Origin of the sequence: Streptomyces sp. NBRC 109706, from assembly GCF_000974485.1 — a bacterium.
Classification (GTDB): domain Bacteria; phylum Actinomycetota; class Actinomycetes; order Streptomycetales; family Streptomycetaceae; genus Streptomyces.
This window is the reverse complement of sequence record NZ_BBOM01000006.1, coordinates 496,302-513,616: the sequence shown is the minus strand read 5'-3', so window position 1 is coordinate 513,616 and position 17,315 is coordinate 496,302. Positions and strand designations below refer to the sequence as shown.

Sequence of the window (17,315 nt, the reverse complement as noted above, 5' to 3'; positions counted from 1 at the left end):
CGACGCCGCACCCGGCGTGGCCCCACCGGGCCACGCCGGCCAGGGGACCCGGCCGCGTGCTCCGGCTCAGGCGAGCTGCCGGGCGAGGGCGGCGAGCCAGGCCGCCGGCTGGTCGATGTGGGCCATATGGCCGGCGTCGTCGAGGATCGCCGCCCGGGCCCCCGGGATCAGCCGGGCGGCCTCCTCGGCGAGCGCGGCGGGGAACACCATGTCCTGGCGGCCGTGCAGCAGCCGCACCGGCAGGCCGGTCGCGGCCAGCCGGCGGGCCGCGTCGTCGGGGCGGGCCGGCGGCAGCAGGCCGGCCCGGAACGGGCCGAGCCACTCGGCCGTGAACCGCACCCGCGCCAGCACCTCCAGGTAGCGCGGCAGCGCCGCCTCCCGCCAGATGTTGGCCGGCGCCCCGGCCAACGCGGCGGCCCTGGTCAACTCCGGCCCGTCCAAGCGTCCTTCCGCCCACACCCGCGCCTCGGCCGCCCGGCGCTCGGCCCGCTCCGGCCAGTCGTCCCACGCGTCCGCCGGCACGGGCAACACGCTGGACGAGGCCACGACAAGGCAGCGGAAACGCTCGGGAGCGGCGAGCGCGAGCCGCTGCGCGAGCAGCCCGCCGTAGGAGAAGCCGAGCAGATCGACCCGCCCCACCGGAAGGTCGTCCAGCAGCGCCAACAGATCCCCGACGACGGCGTCGGGGGTGTACTGATCCGGCGGCAGCCCGCCGGGCGAGCGGCCGCATCCGCGCAGGTCGGGGAGGAGCACCTGGCGCTCGCCCGTCCACTCCCGCAGCGGGTCGAGCAGATAGCTGTGGTCCCAGTCGGGGCCGCCGTGGACCACCAGCAGAGTGCGCTCGGCCGGGCCGGCTATTCGCCCCACATACGGCCGGACGACCGTCATCCCCGCCGCTCACCGCCCCCCGAGCCGCGCACCTCCAGATGCGCCAGCAGATGCCGCGTGGCGGCGGTGATCTCCTCGACTGCCTGATCGAAAACGGCCTGGTTGTGCGCCGCCGGCGCACGGAAGCCGCTCACCTTGCGAACGTACTGAAGGGCCGCCGCACGGATGTCCTCGTCCCGCACATCAGGCGTGACCGGGGCCCGAAGGGTCTTGATACTCCGACACATCTCCCCAGTGTCACCCACCCCACTGACACCCGCCGCCGCGACCGCACCCCGCCCACCGACAGCCCCAAGCCCGGACGGCCAGGCCCTCGTCACCCACACGGCCGGTGGCCGGCATCGTGATAGTCCACATGCGGACCGTCATCGTCCACAACTCTCCGCATAGCATCGAGGCGTTGCCAGGCCGCGCGGCAAGGTCCCCCCGTTACACCCCCCACAAACCGGACGGAGAATCTCATGCGCAGGACGAGCGCACGATTCAAGCTGGCCAGCGCGGTCGCGGTCACCGCTGCCGTGGCGACCATCGGCGGGCTGACCGCCGCGACGGGTACCGCCAACGAGCCGGCCGACGTCTCCCCCCTCGTCGTCGGGTCGCCGACGGGGTTCGGCGCCGGCGCCACCGGCGGAGCCGGCGGCCAGGTGGTCTCCGTGTCCACCGCCGACCAGCTGATCGACGCCGCCAACAGCGACGGGCCGCTGCAGATCGAGGTCAACGGCACGATCTCGGTCAGCTCGATGGTCCGGGTCTCGTCGGACAAGTCGATCGTCGGCGCCGGGTCGGGCGCCACGATCCAGGGCAGCGGTCTGAACATCCGGCAGGCCGACAACGTGATCGTGCAGAACATCACGTTCGCCAACTCGAACGACGACGGGATCAACGTCGAGTACAGCACCAACGTGTGGATCGACCACAACGACTTCACCAACCCCAACGACGGCGCCCTGGACATCAAGCGGGCGTCGACCGGCATCACGGTGTCGTGGAACCACACCTACGACTCCGACAAGAACATGCTGTTGGGGCACTCGGACGACAACGGGTCCGAGGACATCGGGAAGTTGAACGTCACGTACCACCACAACTGGTTCGACGGCGTCAACCAGCGCAATCCGCGGGTGCGGTTCGGCGACCCGGTCCACGTCTACAACAACTACTACAACAACATCGGCTCCTATGGCGTCGCCTCGACCGAGGACGCCGGCGTGCTGGTGGAGGCGAACTACTTCGAGAACACCGACGACCCGTTCCACCTGGGTGAGGCGGCGTCGGGTCCCGGCTCCATCGTGGCCAGGGACAACCACTTCGTGAACTCGGGCAGCGGGGAGGCGGGCGGTTCGGTGGCCGGCATCCCCTACGGCTACTCGCCCGACCCGGCCGCTGACGTCAAGTCCATCGTCACCGGCGGGGCCGGGGTGGGACGGCTGTAACGCGGTTGCCCGAGCGCGCCGACGGGTCGGTGTCACGGCGAAGGGTGCCGTGACGCCGGCCTTGTCGGCGTGCCCAGGCGGCGCTATCGTCCTCGCCACCTCGGCGGCGCCGCCGGGGTGGCGCGGCACGCCGCAGGCGCTGCCGTCGAGCGTTGCCGAGAAGCGAGGCTGCCGCCATGGTGGAACGCGGGCCAGGGGTGTCACCGGCACCCCGCGACCGACCCGACCGACCGCTGTTGGGGCTGGTCACGGCCAATATCCATCTGGGCGTCGGGGCGCCCCTCTGGTCCGGGGTGCGGGCCGCGGCCGAGCGGACCGGCGCCAATCTGGTCTGTTTCCCCGGCGACGCGATCCGGGAGAGCGGCGCCCCGCGCAACGCGCTCTACGAGCTGCTGGACGCGGGCGAGTTGGACGGCGTCATCTGCTGGACGTCGACCCTGGGCCTGCCGGCGCGCGGGGGGCGCGCGGCGCGGCTGGTGCGCCGGCTCGACGAGCTACCCGTGGTCAGCCTGAACCGCGCCCTTGAGCACCACGAGACGCTGCTGCTGGACAGCCACGCCGGGATGCGCAAGGCCGTCAGCCATCTGGTGACCGACCACGGTCGGCGTCGACTGGCGTGCATCCGGGGCCCGTTGACCAATCCGGTGGCGCTGGACCGCACCCGCGCCTATCTGGACGCGCTGCGCCGACACCGGATCCCCGAGGACCGTTCGCTGATCGCCGCCTCCTCGGACTACGCGGCGGGCGCCGGCGCCTCCGCGATGCGGGTGCTGATCGAGGTGCGCGGGCTGCGCCCGGGACGGGACTTCGACGCCGTGGTCGCGTGCAGCGACGCGCTGGCCGCCGACGCGCTGCGCTTCCTCACCGAACGGGGCGTGCGGGTGCCCGACGATGTGGCGTTGATCAGCTTCAACGACTCGGTGGAGGCCAGGGTCAGCGATCCGCCGCTGACCTCGGTGGCGTTGCCGTTCGCCGAGTTGGGCGAGCTGGCCGTGGACACCCTGCTGGCGCGGCTGCGGGGGACCGTGCCGCCGGCGCGCCGGGTGGTGCCCGGGACGCTGGCCGTGCGGCGGTCCTGCGGCTGTCATTCGCCGCTGGTCAGCGAGGCGGGCCCGGGGCCGGCGCCCGTCCCGCCGGGCCCGGTGCTGTTGGACGCCGAACTGCTGGCCCGGCTGCCCACCGAACCGGGCGACAGCGGGGTCGAGTTCCTGCGGCTGCTGGAACGCCGGGTCGGTGCGGGGCTGACGTCCTACGACGATGCCACGGCATGGGACCGGGCGCTGCTGCGGCTGCGCCACAGCCGCGACGACGGCGGCGGCGCCGATCCGGCGCGGTTGGAGCGGGTGATCGGCCAGGCCAGGCTGCTGGTCGCGGACAAGTCCCGGCGGCTGTTGGAGTACGAGCGCTGGGCGGAGGAGCAACGGGCCAGGCGGCTGCGCGAGTTGGCCACCACGCTGACCACGGTCACGGACGGCGCCGGGCTGCACCGGGCGCTGCGGCGGCATCTGCCGGGCCTGGGCGTGCCGGAGTACCGGCTGGCGCTGCGGGGCTCGGCCGAACCGCTGCCGCTGGCCCGGCTGCTGCCCCGACAGGGCCGGTTCACCGTGGTGTTGGAGCCGCTGCACATCGGCGAGGAACAGCTCGGCTATGCGGCCTTCGACGGCGGAACGACGTTCGACGGCGGCGCGCCGGGAGGCGACGGGGCACCGGGAGGCGGCGGGCCGCCTGGAGGCGACGGGCCTCCTGGAGGCGGCGGCCAGCGCGCGGCGGCGCCCCATGGCTCGCTCTACCGGGCGTTGGGCGACCAGATCAGCGCCGCGCTCAAGGGCGTGCGGCTCTTCACCGAGGTGCGCGGCGCGCGGGACACGGCGGAACGGGCGAACCGTTTCAAGTCCCGGCTGCTGGACAACGCGACGGACGAGCTGCGCAGCCCGGTCGAGGCGATCCTGCGGCACACCAGGGACGGCGAGGTGGCGCGCGAGCACGCGGGTCGACTGCTGCGGCTGATCGACGATCTGCTCGACCTGTCCCGCTCCGAGATCGACGCCCTCGACCTCTCGCGGCAACTCCTCGATCCACGCCCACTGTTGACTGAATCGTTTCGGACGGCCGGTGGCGACCCGGCCGCGCTGCGGCTGCCGGCCCGGCTGCCCGCCGTCCACGCGGACGAGGGCCGGCTGCGGCAGATCGTCCTCAACCTGCTGATCGCCGCCGCGGGGCCGGGACTGCGGCTGACCGCCGAGGTGGGTCCGGCGCAGCTGACCGTCGAGGTGACCAGGCCGGATCTGGTGATGCCGGAGGACGAGGAGGAACGGTTGTTCCAGCCGTTCGCCGCCGGGGCGCGCGGCGCGCGGCTCGGCCTGGCCATCGCCCGCCGGCTGGCCGTGCTGCACGGCGGCTCGGTGACGGTGCACCGGCACCAGCCGCATACCGGCTTCCGGTTGACGCTGCCGCTGCCCACCCCCGCCGAGGCCCCAGGACACGCGGCACCGCCGCCGGGCCTGGAACTGCTGGTCGCGGCCCCGAACGAGGCCGAACTCGCCCCGGAGATCACGGCACTGGCGCGCCGCCACCGGCTGCGGGTCCGACTGCCGGGGCCGGACGAGGACCTGGTCTCGCTGGTCGGCGCGCCGGGCCCCGCCGCCGTGGTCTGGGACACGGCGGGCCCCGGGGGCGCGCGGCACTGGGCGCTGGTCCGCCGGCTGCACGACCATCCCGCGCTGCGGCACACCCCGTTCCTGCTCTACGGTCCGGTCGCCGGGGACGATCTGCAGCAGGCGCTGCTCGCGCTGCGGCCCGGCGAGTTGGCCGATCCGGTGCTGGTGGTGGACGGTTCGGCCGCGCGCAGGGAACGGGTGCGGGCGCTGCTGACCGAGGCGCTGCCCGGGCGTCCGGTGCGGGCGGCGGCGGATGGCACCGCGGCGCTGGCGCTGCTCGCCGACGAGCCGCCGGGGCTGCTGATCGTGGACCGCGCGCTGCCCGATATGACGGGCTTCGAGGTGGTCGAACGGCTGCCGGGCGTCCCGGCGTTACTCCTCAGCGACCGGGGCTTCACGGTCGCCGACGCCCGACGCGCCGAACCGCTGCCGGCGTTACTGCTGTTGGGCCGGGATATTCTGGACGAACGGGAGGTGGCCGCGCTGTTGGACGGCATGGCGCGGCGCACCGATCCGGCGGCCCAGCGGGCCACGGCGCCGGTCCGATATGCCCTGGCCTATCTGGAGCAGCACTACCGGCACCGCTTCTCACGCTGGCAGGTGGCCCAGGCGGCGGGCGTCAGCGAGGACCATCTGGGACGGCTCTTCCACCGCGAACTGGGCCTGACGCTCTGGGAGTACCTCACCCGGCTGCGGATCCAGCGGGCCAAGGAGCGGCTGCGGCGCAGCGACGACAGCGTGGCGACCATCGCCCGCGCGGTGGGCTTCCACGACCGCGCCTATTTCAGCCGGGTGTTCCGCAAGCAGACGGGCATGGCCCCGCACGCCTACCGGGACGCACGGTCCGAGGAGGGCGGCGTTCAGCACCCCAGGTGTTGAACGTTTCGTTTGCATTGATGCGTTGACAACCTCGGGTGCGCCGGCCGAGGATGGGCGGATGACTGAAGTCCCCGACGCGGCCGACCCGTTCACGCCCCCGGATCCCGAGGCCGCCCGCGCGCACCGCGCGCACGCCGCGCTCTTCCGGATCGCCGAGCGCCATGCCGCCACCCCCGAGCAACGCGCGCGGGGTGCGCACCCGTTGGTGCCCGCCCCTCATGAGGCGGTGCGGCTGGTGGCGTTCCTGTTGAGCGGCGCCGCCGAGCGCGCCGAGGGCGAGGCGGAGGTCGATCGCGCGGACATCACCGCCGCGCTCAGCCTGGTGCCCCGGGCTCGCGCGGAGTTCGACGAGTTGGAGCGCGGCCTGCTGGAGATGGCCAGGGGGCGCGGCCTCACCTGGCAGGAGATCGCCTTCGGCCTCGGCCTCGGCACCCCCCAGGCCGCCCGCCAACGCCACGCCCGGCTCACCGAACGCCCACCGACCGAGGACAGTTGACCCGCCGACCCGCCGACCCACTGACCCGCTGCCGGGCGCGGCCCCCGGCCGTCCGCCTCAGCCCGCCTGGGTGGCGGGCGCCTCCCGGATCAGCTCGTCCACCGGGAGGGAACCGGCGGGCCGGCCCGCCGCGGCGAAGACGTTGGCCAGCCGCTGCAGCGTCTCGTTCCAGGGGGTGGCGACGCCGTGCAGGCGGCCGAGCAGCACGATCTCGCCGTTGAGGTAGTCGGCCTCGATGGAGCCGGCGCCGCGACGCAGGCTCTGCCAGGAGGAGCCGGCCCTGAAGTCCGTGTCGGGCACCGGGAGCATGTCCATCCGGCCGGCGCGCAGCTCGCGTTCCTCCTGCTCGCTGACATAGCCGATGCCGGCGGCGGCCAGCACCGCCTCGCCCTCTGCGCGCACCCGGGCGTAGATGTCCGGCAGCCGCTCGTCCTCGCCCAGTGGGCCGCAGACCGCCTCCAGGCTGTTGGCCAGATTGCCCAGCAGCTTGGCGTACTTCCAGCGCGCGACATCGGGCGCCAGCCGGGCCAGAAAGCGGGAACGTTCCAGGTCGGCGGCGATCGGGGCGAGGGTTTCGGTCAGGAACGCGTCCTGTGGCGACGGCTGTTCGGGGTAGGGACCGAGATGCAGGATGCCGGTGAGCGGGGAGCAGGGGGCGACCACCCGGCCCGGGGTGAGGTACTGGGCGGGGAGCCAGAGGCACACCGCGACCACCCGGCGGAACCGGCGCAGCGCCAACCGCTCGCCGGCGACCCCGTTCTGCGCGCAGAGCAGCGGCAGCCGCTCCCCGGCCGTGCCGCCGCCGGCCACCGGGCGGTGGGCCCAGGCGTTGAGCGCGGCCACGCTGTCCTGGACCTTGACGGCGAGGATCAGCACATCCTCCGGGCCCAGCGTGACCTCTTCCGGCCCTTCGACCACCGGAAGCTCCAGCCGAAGCGACTCCTCGGGGGTGTCCAGGCGCAGTCCGTCGGCGCGCATCGCCGCCGCATGCGCCCCCCGGGCCACCAGGACAACCTGGTGGCCGCCCGCTGCCAACCGTCCGCCGATCGCTCCGCCGACCGCGCCGGCACCGATGATGATGTACCGCATAGCTCCCATTCTGCGCCCACCCCCGGGGCCTCGCCTCACCAGTAGACGACGACCTTGTCGCCCTCCCGCGCCTCGTCGAAGAGGGTGGCGATGCCGGCCTCGTCCCGGACGTTCACACAGCCGTGGGACGCGCCGTTGTAGCCGTTGGCGGCGAAGTCCTCGGAGTAGTGCACGGCCTGGCCGCCGTCGAAGAACATCGCATAGGGCATCGGCGAGTCGTAGAGCGTGGAGTGGTGGTGCCTGGACTTCCAGTACAGCTCGAACTCGCCCTCGCGGGTGGGCGTTTCCTCGGCGCCGAAGCGCACGTCCAGCGTCATCCGGACGTCGCCGTCCACCACCCAGGAGAGGGTGTTGGAGGTCTTGGAGACACACAGCACCCGGCCCGTGAGGCAGCGCTCGTCCAGATCGCTCTCCGGCTCGACCTCCGGCACTTCGAGCGGCGGATACATCTCGTCCTCGGTGGGCTGACCGGTCTGGCCGGTGAGCGCGTCCCAGGTGTCGTCGAAGACGGTGCCGCTCGCCTCGATGCCGGCGGCGGTCTGGAAGGCGCGCACCGCCGCGGCCGTCACATCGCCGTAGTAGCCGGTGGGGTTCTCCGTGAAGTGGCCCAGCTGCGCGAGCCTGGCCTGCAACTCCCGCACCTGGTCGGTGTTGTCGCCATAGCCCATCACCTGCTGGCGCGGGAACAGTTCGTCCTGCGTCGGATCGCTGGTCTCGCCCGTGAGCGCGGCCCAGGTGGACTCGAAGACCGTGCCCGAGACCTCAAGATCCCGCTCCCGCTGGTACTCGGAGACGGCGCCGACCGTGACATCGCCGTAGTAGCCGGTCGGTTGGGCCGTGAAGTGGCCCAGCTGGGTGAGCCTGGCCTGCAACTCCCGCACCTGCTCGGACTCGTCGCCGAACTCCAGCAGGATCTCCTCGACCTCCGCCGGCTCCTCGTCGTCCGTATCGCCGCCCGCGTCGTCCGCGTTGTCGTCCGGGGTGGCCTCGTCCGAGGCCACCGGATCCGCCGGCGCCTCCTGCCCCTGCGCGGTGCAGCCGGTGACCAACAGCGCGCCGGCCGCCAACGCGGCGACGGCGGACAGCAGCTTGCCGCGCGGACTTCTCCGCGAGGACATGCGAACAGGCGCGGAGCGCATCAGAATTCCCCCTGGGATAACGGGACCTCACCGGACCTCATAGGTAAAGATGCGCGAAACCGGTGGTTTGTTGCGGCCACGGCCATAACAATGCGGCCACTTACGTCGCGATTCTGTCACCGCACCCGATACCGCCGGGAGGAACTACCGCAAAAGCGCCCGTACGGCCGCCACCGTATCGGCCTCGCGCGGGGACTTGTCCTCGCGGTAGCGGAGCACCCGGGCGAAGCGCAGTGTCACTCCGGCGGGATAGCGGCTGGAGCGCTGCACCCCGTCCACCGCCACCTCGACCACCAACTCGGGCCGCACCCGCACCCCCCAGGGCTCCCTCGCCACCGCCAGCTCCTGAAGGCGCTCGGTGCCCCAGGTCAACAGCGCGTCGGTGAGCCCCTTGAACGTCTTGCCCAGCATCACCGGGGCACCGTCCTCGCCCCTGGCGCCCAGATGCAGGTTGGACAGCCATCCCGACCGCCGGCCATGCCCCCATTCGGCGGCCAACACCACCAGGTCCAGGGTGTAGACCGGCTTCACCTTCACCCAGGAGGCGCCCCTGCGGCCCGCGCTGTACGGCGCGTCCGCCGCCTTGAGGAGCACCCCCTCGTGGCCGCGCGCCAGCGTCCGCTCGTTGAACTCCCTGGCCGCCGCCCGCTGCTCGGCGCTGTCGGGATCGGTCACCAGCAGCCGGCGCACCCGGCGCGGGTCGGGCGCGATCCGCACCAGTTCGGCGTGTCTGGCCTCGGTGGGCAGATCCAGCAGCTCCCTGCCGTCCACGGCCAGCAGATCGAAGAAGACCGGGGAGAGCGGCAACGCGGCCGACGCCGCCGCCACATCGAGCCGGGAGCCGACCCGACCCGCCGTCTCCTGGAACGGGCGGGGCCGCCCCGCCGCGTCCAACGCGATCACCTCGCCGTCCAACACGGCGCTCTCCACCGCGAGTTCCAGCGCGGCGGCGCGCACCTCGGGCAGCCGCTCGGTGACCTCGTCCAGCGTTCTGGTGTAGATCCGCACCGTGTCGCCCTCGCGGTGCACCTGCACCCGGATGCCGTCCAGCTTCTCCTCGATGGCGCACGGGCCCAGCCGGTCGATCGCCTCGTCCAGCGTGCCGGCGCCGCTGGCCAGCATCGGCGCCACCGGGCGGCCCACGCGCAGTGTGAACTCCGCCAACGCCGCCGGTCCGCGTGCCAGCACGGCCTGGGCGACCGCGCCCAGCGAGCCGCCCAACATCACCGCCCGCCGCACCGCCGCCGGGGTCGCGCCGACGGCGGCGGCCAGACCCTCGGCCGCCAGCGCGTCCAACGCGCCCTGCCGCAGCTCACCGCTGATCAGGCCGACGAGAAACGACTGCTCGGGCTCGGTGGCCCTGGCCAACAGCCCGTGCAGCAGCCGCCGTCGGCTCGCCTCGGCGCCGGCGCCGGCCGTGCCGCCGATCTCGGCCAGCGTCGCGTCGGTCTCGGCGACCGTCAGCTCCGCCGTCCCCGCCGGCGGCGGATGGTCGGCCAACGCGCGCCAGCCCACGCCGAGCCGGCGTTGCGGCAGCCGCCCGGCCAGCCAGGTGATCACCACCGGCGCCCGTTCCGGCTCGGTGCCGGCGAACAGCCGGGCCAACGCGGCCACCTTCGCCGACCGCGCGCGGGTGGCCGCCACCTCCCGCCAGGTCTCCGCGACATCGGCCAGCAGCATGCCTCCCATGCTGCCCCGGCCGGCCGGGACCGGCACCCCGGCCGGGCGCCGGGCGGCGGCGCCATGATGTGCTGGCGCCATGGACGTCCTCCGAATGGCCGATGTGGTCCACGGCTACGGGCGGCGCACCGTGCTCGACGGGGTGTCCCTGACGCTGGCCGCCGGGGACCGGGTCGCGCTGCTGGGGCGGAACGGCGCGGGGAAGTCCACCCTGCTGCGGATCGCGGCCGGCCGGGAGACCCAGGACCGGGGCACCGCAGTCTTCCGGGGCGAGCAGACCGGCGAGGACCGCCCCGCGTTCCGCGCCGAGGTCGCCTCTGCCCTGGGGCCCGGCGCCTGCTATCCGGATCTCACCGTGCGGGAACACCTGCTGCTGGTCGCGCTGGCACACGCCGTGCCCGACGCCGACGCGCTGGTCGACGAGGCCCTGGCCGAGCACCGACTGGCCGACCACGCCGACGAGTTGCCGGACGTCCTCTCCGCCGGACTGACCCAGCTGCTGTCGCTGGCCGCCACCCAGGTGCGTCCCCGCGCCCTGCTGATCCTGGACGAGCCCGAGGCCCATCTCGACGAGCGCGCCCGCGCCGAGCTCGCCGAACGGCTCGACCGGGCGGCCGCCGAGGGCACCGCGATCCTGCTGGCCACCCATGACACCGTGCTGGCCGCCCTGGTCGCCGACCGGCGGTACACCCTGCTCGACGGCCAGCTGCTGCCGGACACCCCGGCCGCGTCCCATGACGACTGAACCGGAGGAGCACGGCGGCGCGCTCGCCACCCTGGCCGCGCTACGCGCCCCGGCCCGCCGGGCCGGGCGCCGCCAGTTCGGCTACGCCCTCTACTGCGTCCTGCTGCTGACCGCCGTCTACGCCGTCCCCTATGTGGCGGCGCTGGCGAACGCCGCCGTGGAGGAGCGGTGGCGCGGGCCCGCCGCCGAACGGGTGCTGGTCTCGCTGCCGGCCACCGGGCCGGCGCTGGTGGCCCTGGCTTTGCTGGGCGCGGCCCAACTGGCCGTCTGGCGCGGCCCGGTGCGGCTGCCGGCGCCCGATATCCACTGGCTGCTGCCGCATCCCGTCTCCCGTGCCGCGCTGCTGCTGCCCCGGCTGCGGGTCGGTCTGCTGGTGACCGCCGTCGCCGCCACCGCGCTCGGCGGGGTGGCGGGGCTCCTGGTCTACGCGGTCGGCGCCGGCCGGCCGCTGCCGCTGCTGCTCGCCGGCGCCGGCGGCGGTCTCGCCGTCGGGGTGCTGGTCACCACCGTCTCCGTGCTGGTCCAGCGCGACCATCCCTGGCACCGGCGCGAGCGGTTGCGGCCCGTGCTGGCGCTGGTCGCCCTGGTGTTGGGGGCGTATGCCACGTTGGTGGCGGCCACCGGGCGGCCCGGTCCCGGGCGGATCGCGCTCTGGTCGGGCCCCTGGGGCTGGCCGGCGCTGCCGCTGGCGGCCGCCGGCGGGCGGGTCACCACGGTCGAGGGGGTCGTCGGCGCCCTGGTCACCGCGCTGACGGTGGGCGCCGCGCTGCTGCTCGCGCACCGGGCGGCGCGCGCGGTGCCGGCCCGGGTGCTGCGACAACAGGCGGCGGTGGCCGACGGGTTCCTCGCCGCGTTCTACAGCTTCGACGCACGCCAGGCCCAGGCAGCGCTGCGGCCGACCCGTCGCTCCCGCCGCGCGTCGGGGCCGCCGGCGACGTTCCTTCCGCGACTGCCCGTGCCGCGCGCCCGTTGGCTGCTGCTGCCCTGGCGCGACGCCACCGGGCTGCTGCGCGCGCCTCGACGGCTCGGCTCCGGCCTGGCCCTCTGGGCGCTGACGATCGGGTGCGCGGCTTCGGGACAGCCGGTCGCGCTGGTGCTCGCGCTGGTCACCGGCTATCTGGCGGCCGCCCAACTGGTCGAGCCGGCCCGTCTGGAGAACGACGACCGCCGGCGGGCCGCCCAACTGCCGTGGCCGCACGGGACCCTGGCGCTGTGGCATGCCGTGCTGCCGGCCGCCCTGCTCTGGGTCACCCTGCTGCCGGGCCTGGCCGCCGTCCACGCCGTGCACGGCCTCGGGGAGCCGGCGCTCGGCTGGCTGCCGTTCTGTGTGCCGGCGCTGCTGGGCGCCGCGCTGGTCAGCGCCTACCGCGGGATCATGCCGGCCTCGATGATGCTCGGCGTGGAGACCCCGGCCGGCAACTCGGGCCCGGCGCAGGCGCTGCTCTGGCAGGGCAGGGGCCCGCTGCTGACGCTGCCGGCGCTGCTGCCGACCCAGCTCGCGAGCGGCCCGGCCGCGCCGCCGGCCCTCTGGGCCGTCGCGGTCGGCACCGCCGCCCTCGCCTGGGCCCGCCACACGGCGCGGCGCCGCCCGAAGGGCCAGCGGCCGGCCGTCAGCGGAGCAGGTTGAGCGCGGAGACCGCGGTGAAGCCGAGGATCAGGCGTTGGAAGAGCTGCTGGCGGTCTCCCCGCTGGAGCACCTTGATCAGCCGGCGCCCCAGAAAGGCGCCGAGGAAGACGCCGGGCAGCAGGATCGCGTTGAGTGTCAGGGACTCGGTGCCGATCAGCCCGAGGCCGGCGCTGAACGGGACCTTGAAGACGTTCACGATCAGAAAGAACCAGGCCGCGGTGCCCAGAAAGGTCAGCATCGGGAAGCCCATGGCCAGCAGATAGACGGCCATCACCGCACCGCCGGCGTTGGCCACCATGGTGGTGAACCCGGCCAACAGGCCGTAGAACAGGGCCGACGCGGCGCCCTTGCCGTTGCGCTCGCCCTTCCGCCGCCGCTGCCACAGATGCGCCGCGACCACCAGCAGCAGCACCCCGCCGATGGTGCGCCGCATCACCGTGTCGTCGACCCGGGACATGAACCAGGTGCCCACCAGGATCCCGGCCGCCACCGAGGGGAAGAGCCGCACCAGGGCGCTCCAGTCGGCATGCCGACGGTAGGCCGCCACCGCCAGCAGATCCCCGACGATCAGCAGCGGCAGCAGCGCGCCGCTCGACTCCTTCGCCGGCAGCACCATGGCGAAGAGCGCCACCGTGATCGAGGCGACCCCGCCGATCGCCGTCTTCGCCACCCCGACCAGCACGGCCGCGACGGCCAGCACCGCCAGTTCCGCACCGCCGAGACCCATCACCATGTGGGCCATCGTCGCACCGGTGCCCCCGCGGCAGTCGGGGGTGCCCAGCGCCCGGGACACCGGCCCGACCGTGATAGAGGGCCGGTCAGAATGCCGGTTCCCGCGCCTTGGCCAGACGTTCACCCAGCGGATACTCGGTCGCGGCGAGGAGTTGGCGCACCCGGGCTACCTTCACTCCGCCTGAGCCCACCGTCGACATCGCGCGCGCTCCGCTCCGCCATCCCGTGCCGGCTTTCCGCCGGAGCGCCTCGGGGCCCGGTTGCCCCGCGGTCGGTGGACAGCACCGGCACGGCGCGGCATCCGTGGGCACCTCTGACGACTGACGATCGGAACCATGCCCAGCAACTCCGCACCCACGGCCGCCGTTTCCAGAAACGGCCACACCTCGGCCACCGCCGCCGCACCGTCGCCCCCCGCCCGGGAGCACCGCCACGACATCGACCTCCTGCGGCTGGTCGCCTCCTGCTCGGTGATCACGGCCCATGTCAGCGCCTCGTTGATCCACGCCGTCGACCAGCGGGAGTCGGAGGGCGCGGCGGTCTACTGGACCGGCTTCGTCGGCGACTCCATCACGTCGTTCGCGGTACCGGTGTTCTTCGCGATAGCCGGCTGGGCGGTGATCTCCGGCGCGCCGCCCCGGACCAGCGGACGACTCTGGCAACGCCTGCGGCGCAACCTGGTGCCGATGTTCGTCTGGACCGCCATCTACCTCCTGTGGGCCTGGCTGCGCGACCGCAACGAGAAGCCGATGACCGACCTGGCCGTCGACTCCCTCTTCGACTCGGTCGAGCCGGCCTACCACCTGTGGTTCATGTACGCCTACCTGCCCATCGTGGTGATGCTGGGCTTTGTGGTGCTGCTCCGGGCGGGGGCCCGGCCCTGGGGTCTCGGCCTGCTGCTGATGGGCATCGCGGGGCTGGGCCCGACACTGACCACACTCCACGAGATCACGGGGTGGACCATGCCCCGGGTGGGTTGGGGCTTTGGCACCTACTCGGTCATCTATGCGATCGGCGGCGCGTTCCTGCTGGCCAGCGCGAGCGCGGTGGCCACGCGGTACCGCTGGCCGCTGGCCCTCACCGGCCTCGCCGCCGTCGCCGGCATCGTCTGGTACAACACCGATATCCACTATGTGATCCCCAACGCCCACCCGTTTGTGGCGGTGTTGAGCGTCTGTGTGGTGCTGCTCCTGGTCCGTGTCCGGGTCCCGGAGCGCCGCCGCCCCCTGGTCAACAAGCTGGCCAACGCGGCACTCGGCGCCTATCTGGTGCATGTCCTGTTTGTCGAGGAGCTTGTGGTGCGCCTGCTGGAGCCCGACCTCTCGGGAGTCCAGACGGCCGTGTTCTTCCCCGGGGTGCTGCTGGCGACCATCGCCCTCTCCTATACCGCGAGCCTCCTCTGGGGCCGGTTCGGCCTCCGCCGCGCCCTCGGCTGACCCACCCGCACAACCCCCGTCCGGCGGGGGCCGTTTCACGTGAAACATGGCCGTCCCGGCGGGGGTTCGCGCCCGGGCCGCGAGCCGCGTCCGACTTACGGGCGCCGGGCGCTATCGACGGGTGGCCCTGCGGACGCGGCGGGCCACACGAAGGGCCGCGCCGCTGCCGGGGAGTTGGCGGGCCAGCTGGGAGCCGAAGCCGCCCGGCAGGGCCAACGCGGTGAGGCGGGCCCGCTTGAAATAGCGGTGGGTGGCGGGTCCCAGCTCGGCGTCCAGCCACTGCTCGGCCTCCGCGCGCAGCCCGGGGTTGGCCTTGGCCTGCATGCAGTAGCCGACGGTGCGGAGCAGCGGCTGCACCTCCTGGGCCAGGGTCGGGCGGTCCGTGACCACTTCGCCCTTCGCCGTCGCCTCCAGATCGGGCAGCAGCGCGTCCACCAGGGTCAGCGGCACCCGGTTGCTGTTCTGGTACGGCGTGATCCGTTCCAGCAGCGGCCCGGTGCCGACCCGGGCGACGGGGATTCCGTAGTAGACCGAGGCCGTCAGCAGCGCGGTGGAGAAACAGCCCACCACCAGACCGGGGCGGTAACGCGCGAAGACGGTCTCCGCCAGCATCGGGGTGTCCAGCACGGTGAGCCGCACCCCCGCCTCGGCCGCGGCCTTCTCCAGCAGACGGGAGTAGCGCACGGGCGCGGTGGGATGCGGTTTGAAGACCACCGAACGGAAGCCGGCCCGGGCCGCGCCCCGCAGCATCCGCTCGTGCAGCTGTTCCTCCTCCGCCTCGGTAAGGATGTTCAGCGCGGCCAGATACTGACCGAGCAGCACCGCCGGACGTTCGACCCCCATCTCCTCGGACGGCCCCGGACTGGCCTCGGTGATCTCGTCGAGGATCGCGCGGAAGCTGTCGCTCGGCACGGTCTCGGCCGGCACGCCATACTCGGAGAGCAGCAGCGGGCGCAGCCCAGGCACCAGATCGAGGTGGAGCAGCCGACGGATCCGACAGGCGGTGCCCACCGGCAGCCGTTCCCGGGTCGGCCCGTAGCTCATCAGGCCGTCCGCGTACACATGGAGGTCCGCGTCCGAGAAGATCGTCGCCAGGGCGGCGGCCGGAGCGGCATGCACCGACTCGACGACCAGCTCGATCGGCCCGTCGCCCAGCTCCCAGTAGCGGCGCAGCAGGCGCTGCCACAGCGGGGCGTCGCGGTCCACGGGGCGCCAGTCCCCCGGATGGAACGGTCGGATCGCCTCGTTCCAGTCCAGTACCGCGTCATACCGGGAGGCGACCTGCCGCCAGCCGGTCATATCCGGGAGCCCGGCGGCCGTTTCGGGGACGGCCGCGTTGTTGGAGAGCAGCAACAGCCGCCGCGCGGAGCCCCGTGGGCCGAACCGTCCGGCGTCCAACGCGGCGGCCAGGGTGGCCGCGCCATAGAGCGTGGACGCTTCGAAGATCTGGATACGCCGCCGCCCGGTCATGCGGTGACCGCCTTCCGGCTCCGGCCGGCCAACCGGCGGAGCACCCGCCCGCGTTCCTCGCCCATCGCCGTCAGCGTGCGTTCCAGCAGTGCCGGCGGGAAGCGATGAAGGGCGGCCGCCGCCTCCCGACGCAGCCGGCGAGCGGCGGTCGGCTCATAGCCGTCCGCGTTGGCGGCATGGAAGGCGATCATCGCGCAGTAGGTGCGGACGATCTTGGGCAGGAAACGCTCGCTCTCGTGGTCGGCCTGCACCTCGGCCAGTATCTGGTCGTGGGCGGGCAGAAAGTCCAACTGCCGCTCGTCCTTGATCTGCGTCAACGACGTGGTCACTCCCCTTCGGTAGAACACGCCGAGCAGCCCCACCGTGGCCATCGTGCGGGCGCGGAGATGCAACTGCCAGGTGAACAACCGGTCCTCGGCGGTCCGCAGGCCGGGGGTGAAACGCAGTTCCTGCTCGTCGAGCAGCGCGCGGCGGTAGATGCCGGCCCAGACGAAGGGGTAGTCCACCATGGTCTTCCGGTCGGCCGGGCCGATCGCCTCCCTGGGATCGAAGGCCGCGTCCCGGCGCGGTGAGGGAGCGCGCACCACGGTGCGCCTGCGTTCGGTCGACTGCACATGGTCGGTGCGCACCACATCGCAGTCCAGTTCCTCGATCGCGGCGACCAGCTCCCCGAGATAGCCGGGGGCGTACCAGTCGTCCCCGTCCAGGAAGGTGACATAGGCGCCGCCGGCCGCCTCGATCCCGGTGTTGCGGGCCTGGGAGATCCCCTGGTTGGTCGCGTGCCTGATCACTCTGGACCGAGGCAGCTCCCCCTCGGCACGGCCCAGGATCTCTCCCGTCGCATCGACGGAACGGTCATCCACCAGGATGAACTCCGTCTCCGGACCGGCGTTCCGGGCCAGTCCGCGCAGGGTGGTGGGGAGGAACTCCTGCACATTGTGGCAGGTGACGATCACAGAGAGTTTTGGCACCAGGTTTCCAGAAGCCGTAGGCAGAATCTATGCGACGGTAAACACCTGATCAGCGGGTCAGGATAAGGCCGGA

14 protein-coding genes are annotated in these 17,315 nt (G+C 73.3%); 6 read left to right on the top strand and 8 right to left on the bottom strand.

Annotation, left to right across the window (positions count from 1 at the left end; all coding sequences use genetic code 11):
- Nucleotides 1-66: 66 nt before the first annotated feature.
- Complete coding sequence (locus AOM46_RS12565; protein WP_062209871.1) at nucleotides 67-888, bottom strand: alpha/beta fold hydrolase; 822 nt, start codon at nucleotides 886-888, stop codon at nucleotides 67-69.
- On the bottom strand, nucleotides 885-1,115 hold the full coding sequence (locus AOM46_RS12560; protein WP_062210787.1) for a DUF2277 domain-containing protein: 231 nt from the start codon (nucleotides 1,113-1,115) through the stop codon (nucleotides 885-887). The genes AOM46_RS12565 and AOM46_RS12560 overlap by 4 nt, the downstream gene beginning before the upstream one ends.
- A gap of 234 nt (nucleotides 1,116-1,349) precedes the next feature.
- Between AOM46_RS12560 and AOM46_RS12555 the strand changes: the two genes are divergently transcribed.
- From AOM46_RS12555 to AOM46_RS12545, 3 genes are all read left to right on the top strand, one after another.
- Nucleotides 1,350-2,321: a polysaccharide lyase family 1 protein gene (locus AOM46_RS12555; protein ID WP_062209869.1), complete on the top strand. Its 972-nt coding sequence runs from the start codon at nucleotides 1,350-1,352 to the stop codon at nucleotides 2,319-2,321.
- A 176-nt stretch (nucleotides 2,322-2,497) separates the two neighbouring features.
- The gene (locus tag AOM46_RS12550; RefSeq protein ID WP_078856748.1) at nucleotides 2,498-5,857 is read left to right on the top strand and encodes a substrate-binding domain-containing protein; all 3,360 of its coding nucleotides are present in this window, start codon (nucleotides 2,498-2,500) and stop codon (nucleotides 5,855-5,857) included.
- Nucleotides 5,858-5,915: 58 nt separating this feature from the next.
- Complete coding sequence (locus tag AOM46_RS12545) at nucleotides 5,916-6,353, top strand: hypothetical protein (RefSeq protein WP_062209862.1); 438 nt, start codon at nucleotides 5,916-5,918, stop codon at nucleotides 6,351-6,353.
- Nucleotides 6,354-6,410: 57 nt separating this feature from the next.
- On the opposite strand, the gene AOM46_RS12540 is transcribed toward AOM46_RS12545, so the two are convergent.
- The 3 genes from AOM46_RS12540 to AOM46_RS12530 all read right to left on the bottom strand — a co-directional run bounded on the left by AOM46_RS12540 (nucleotide 6,411) and on the right by AOM46_RS12530 (nucleotide 10,261).
- Nucleotides 6,411-7,442, bottom strand: coding sequence for a ketopantoate reductase family protein (locus tag AOM46_RS12540; RefSeq protein ID WP_062209860.1), 1,032 nt, complete (start codon nucleotides 7,440-7,442; stop codon nucleotides 6,411-6,413).
- Nucleotides 7,443-7,477: 35 nt separating this feature from the next.
- Nucleotides 7,478-8,560 carry a peptidoglycan-binding protein gene (locus tag AOM46_RS31940; protein WP_078856747.1) on the bottom strand — a complete coding sequence of 361 codons (1,083 nt, stop codon included), beginning with the start codon at nucleotides 8,558-8,560 and terminating at the stop codon, nucleotides 7,478-7,480.
- Nucleotides 8,561-8,725: 165 nt separating this feature from the next.
- Entirely contained in the window at nucleotides 8,726-10,261 is a 1,536-nt protein-coding gene (locus AOM46_RS12530; RefSeq protein ID WP_062210781.1) for an ATP-dependent DNA ligase, read from the bottom strand.
- 79 nt (nucleotides 10,262-10,340) lie between these two features.
- On the opposite strand from AOM46_RS12530, the gene AOM46_RS12525 reads away from it, so the two are divergent.
- Complete coding sequence (locus AOM46_RS12525; protein WP_062209857.1) at nucleotides 10,341-11,006, top strand: ABC transporter ATP-binding protein; 666 nt, start codon at nucleotides 10,341-10,343, stop codon at nucleotides 11,004-11,006.
- Nucleotides 10,996-12,633, top strand: a complete 1,638-nt coding sequence (locus AOM46_RS12520) for a DUF6297 family protein (RefSeq protein ID WP_062209854.1) — start codon at nucleotides 10,996-10,998, stop codon at nucleotides 12,631-12,633. Before AOM46_RS12525 ends, AOM46_RS12520 begins: the two co-directional genes overlap by 11 nt.
- On the opposite strand, the gene AOM46_RS12515 is transcribed toward AOM46_RS12520, so the two are convergent.
- The gene (locus tag AOM46_RS12515; RefSeq protein ID WP_370592692.1) at nucleotides 12,617-13,366 is read right to left on the bottom strand and encodes a sulfite exporter TauE/SafE family protein; all 750 of its coding nucleotides are present in this window, start codon (nucleotides 13,364-13,366) and stop codon (nucleotides 12,617-12,619) included. The two genes, AOM46_RS12520 and AOM46_RS12515, sit on opposite strands and share 17 nt — an antisense overlap.
- Nucleotides 13,367-13,700: 334 nt before the next feature.
- On the opposite strand from AOM46_RS12515, the gene AOM46_RS12510 reads away from it, so the two are divergent.
- Nucleotides 13,701-14,801: an acyltransferase gene (locus AOM46_RS12510; RefSeq protein ID WP_062209851.1), complete on the top strand. Its 1,101-nt coding sequence runs from the start codon at nucleotides 13,701-13,703 to the stop codon at nucleotides 14,799-14,801.
- A 111-nt stretch (nucleotides 14,802-14,912) separates the two neighbouring features.
- On the opposite strand, the gene AOM46_RS12505 is transcribed toward AOM46_RS12510, so the two are convergent.
- Nucleotides 14,913-16,271, bottom strand: a complete 1,359-nt coding sequence (locus tag AOM46_RS12505) for a polysialyltransferase family glycosyltransferase (RefSeq protein WP_062209848.1) — start codon at nucleotides 16,269-16,271, stop codon at nucleotides 14,913-14,915.
- Complete coding sequence (locus AOM46_RS12500; protein WP_062209847.1) at nucleotides 16,268-17,242, bottom strand: glycosyltransferase family 2 protein; 975 nt, start codon at nucleotides 17,240-17,242, stop codon at nucleotides 16,268-16,270. Before AOM46_RS12500 ends, AOM46_RS12505 begins: the two co-directional genes overlap by 4 nt.
- Nucleotides 17,243-17,315: the final 73 nt, after the last annotated feature.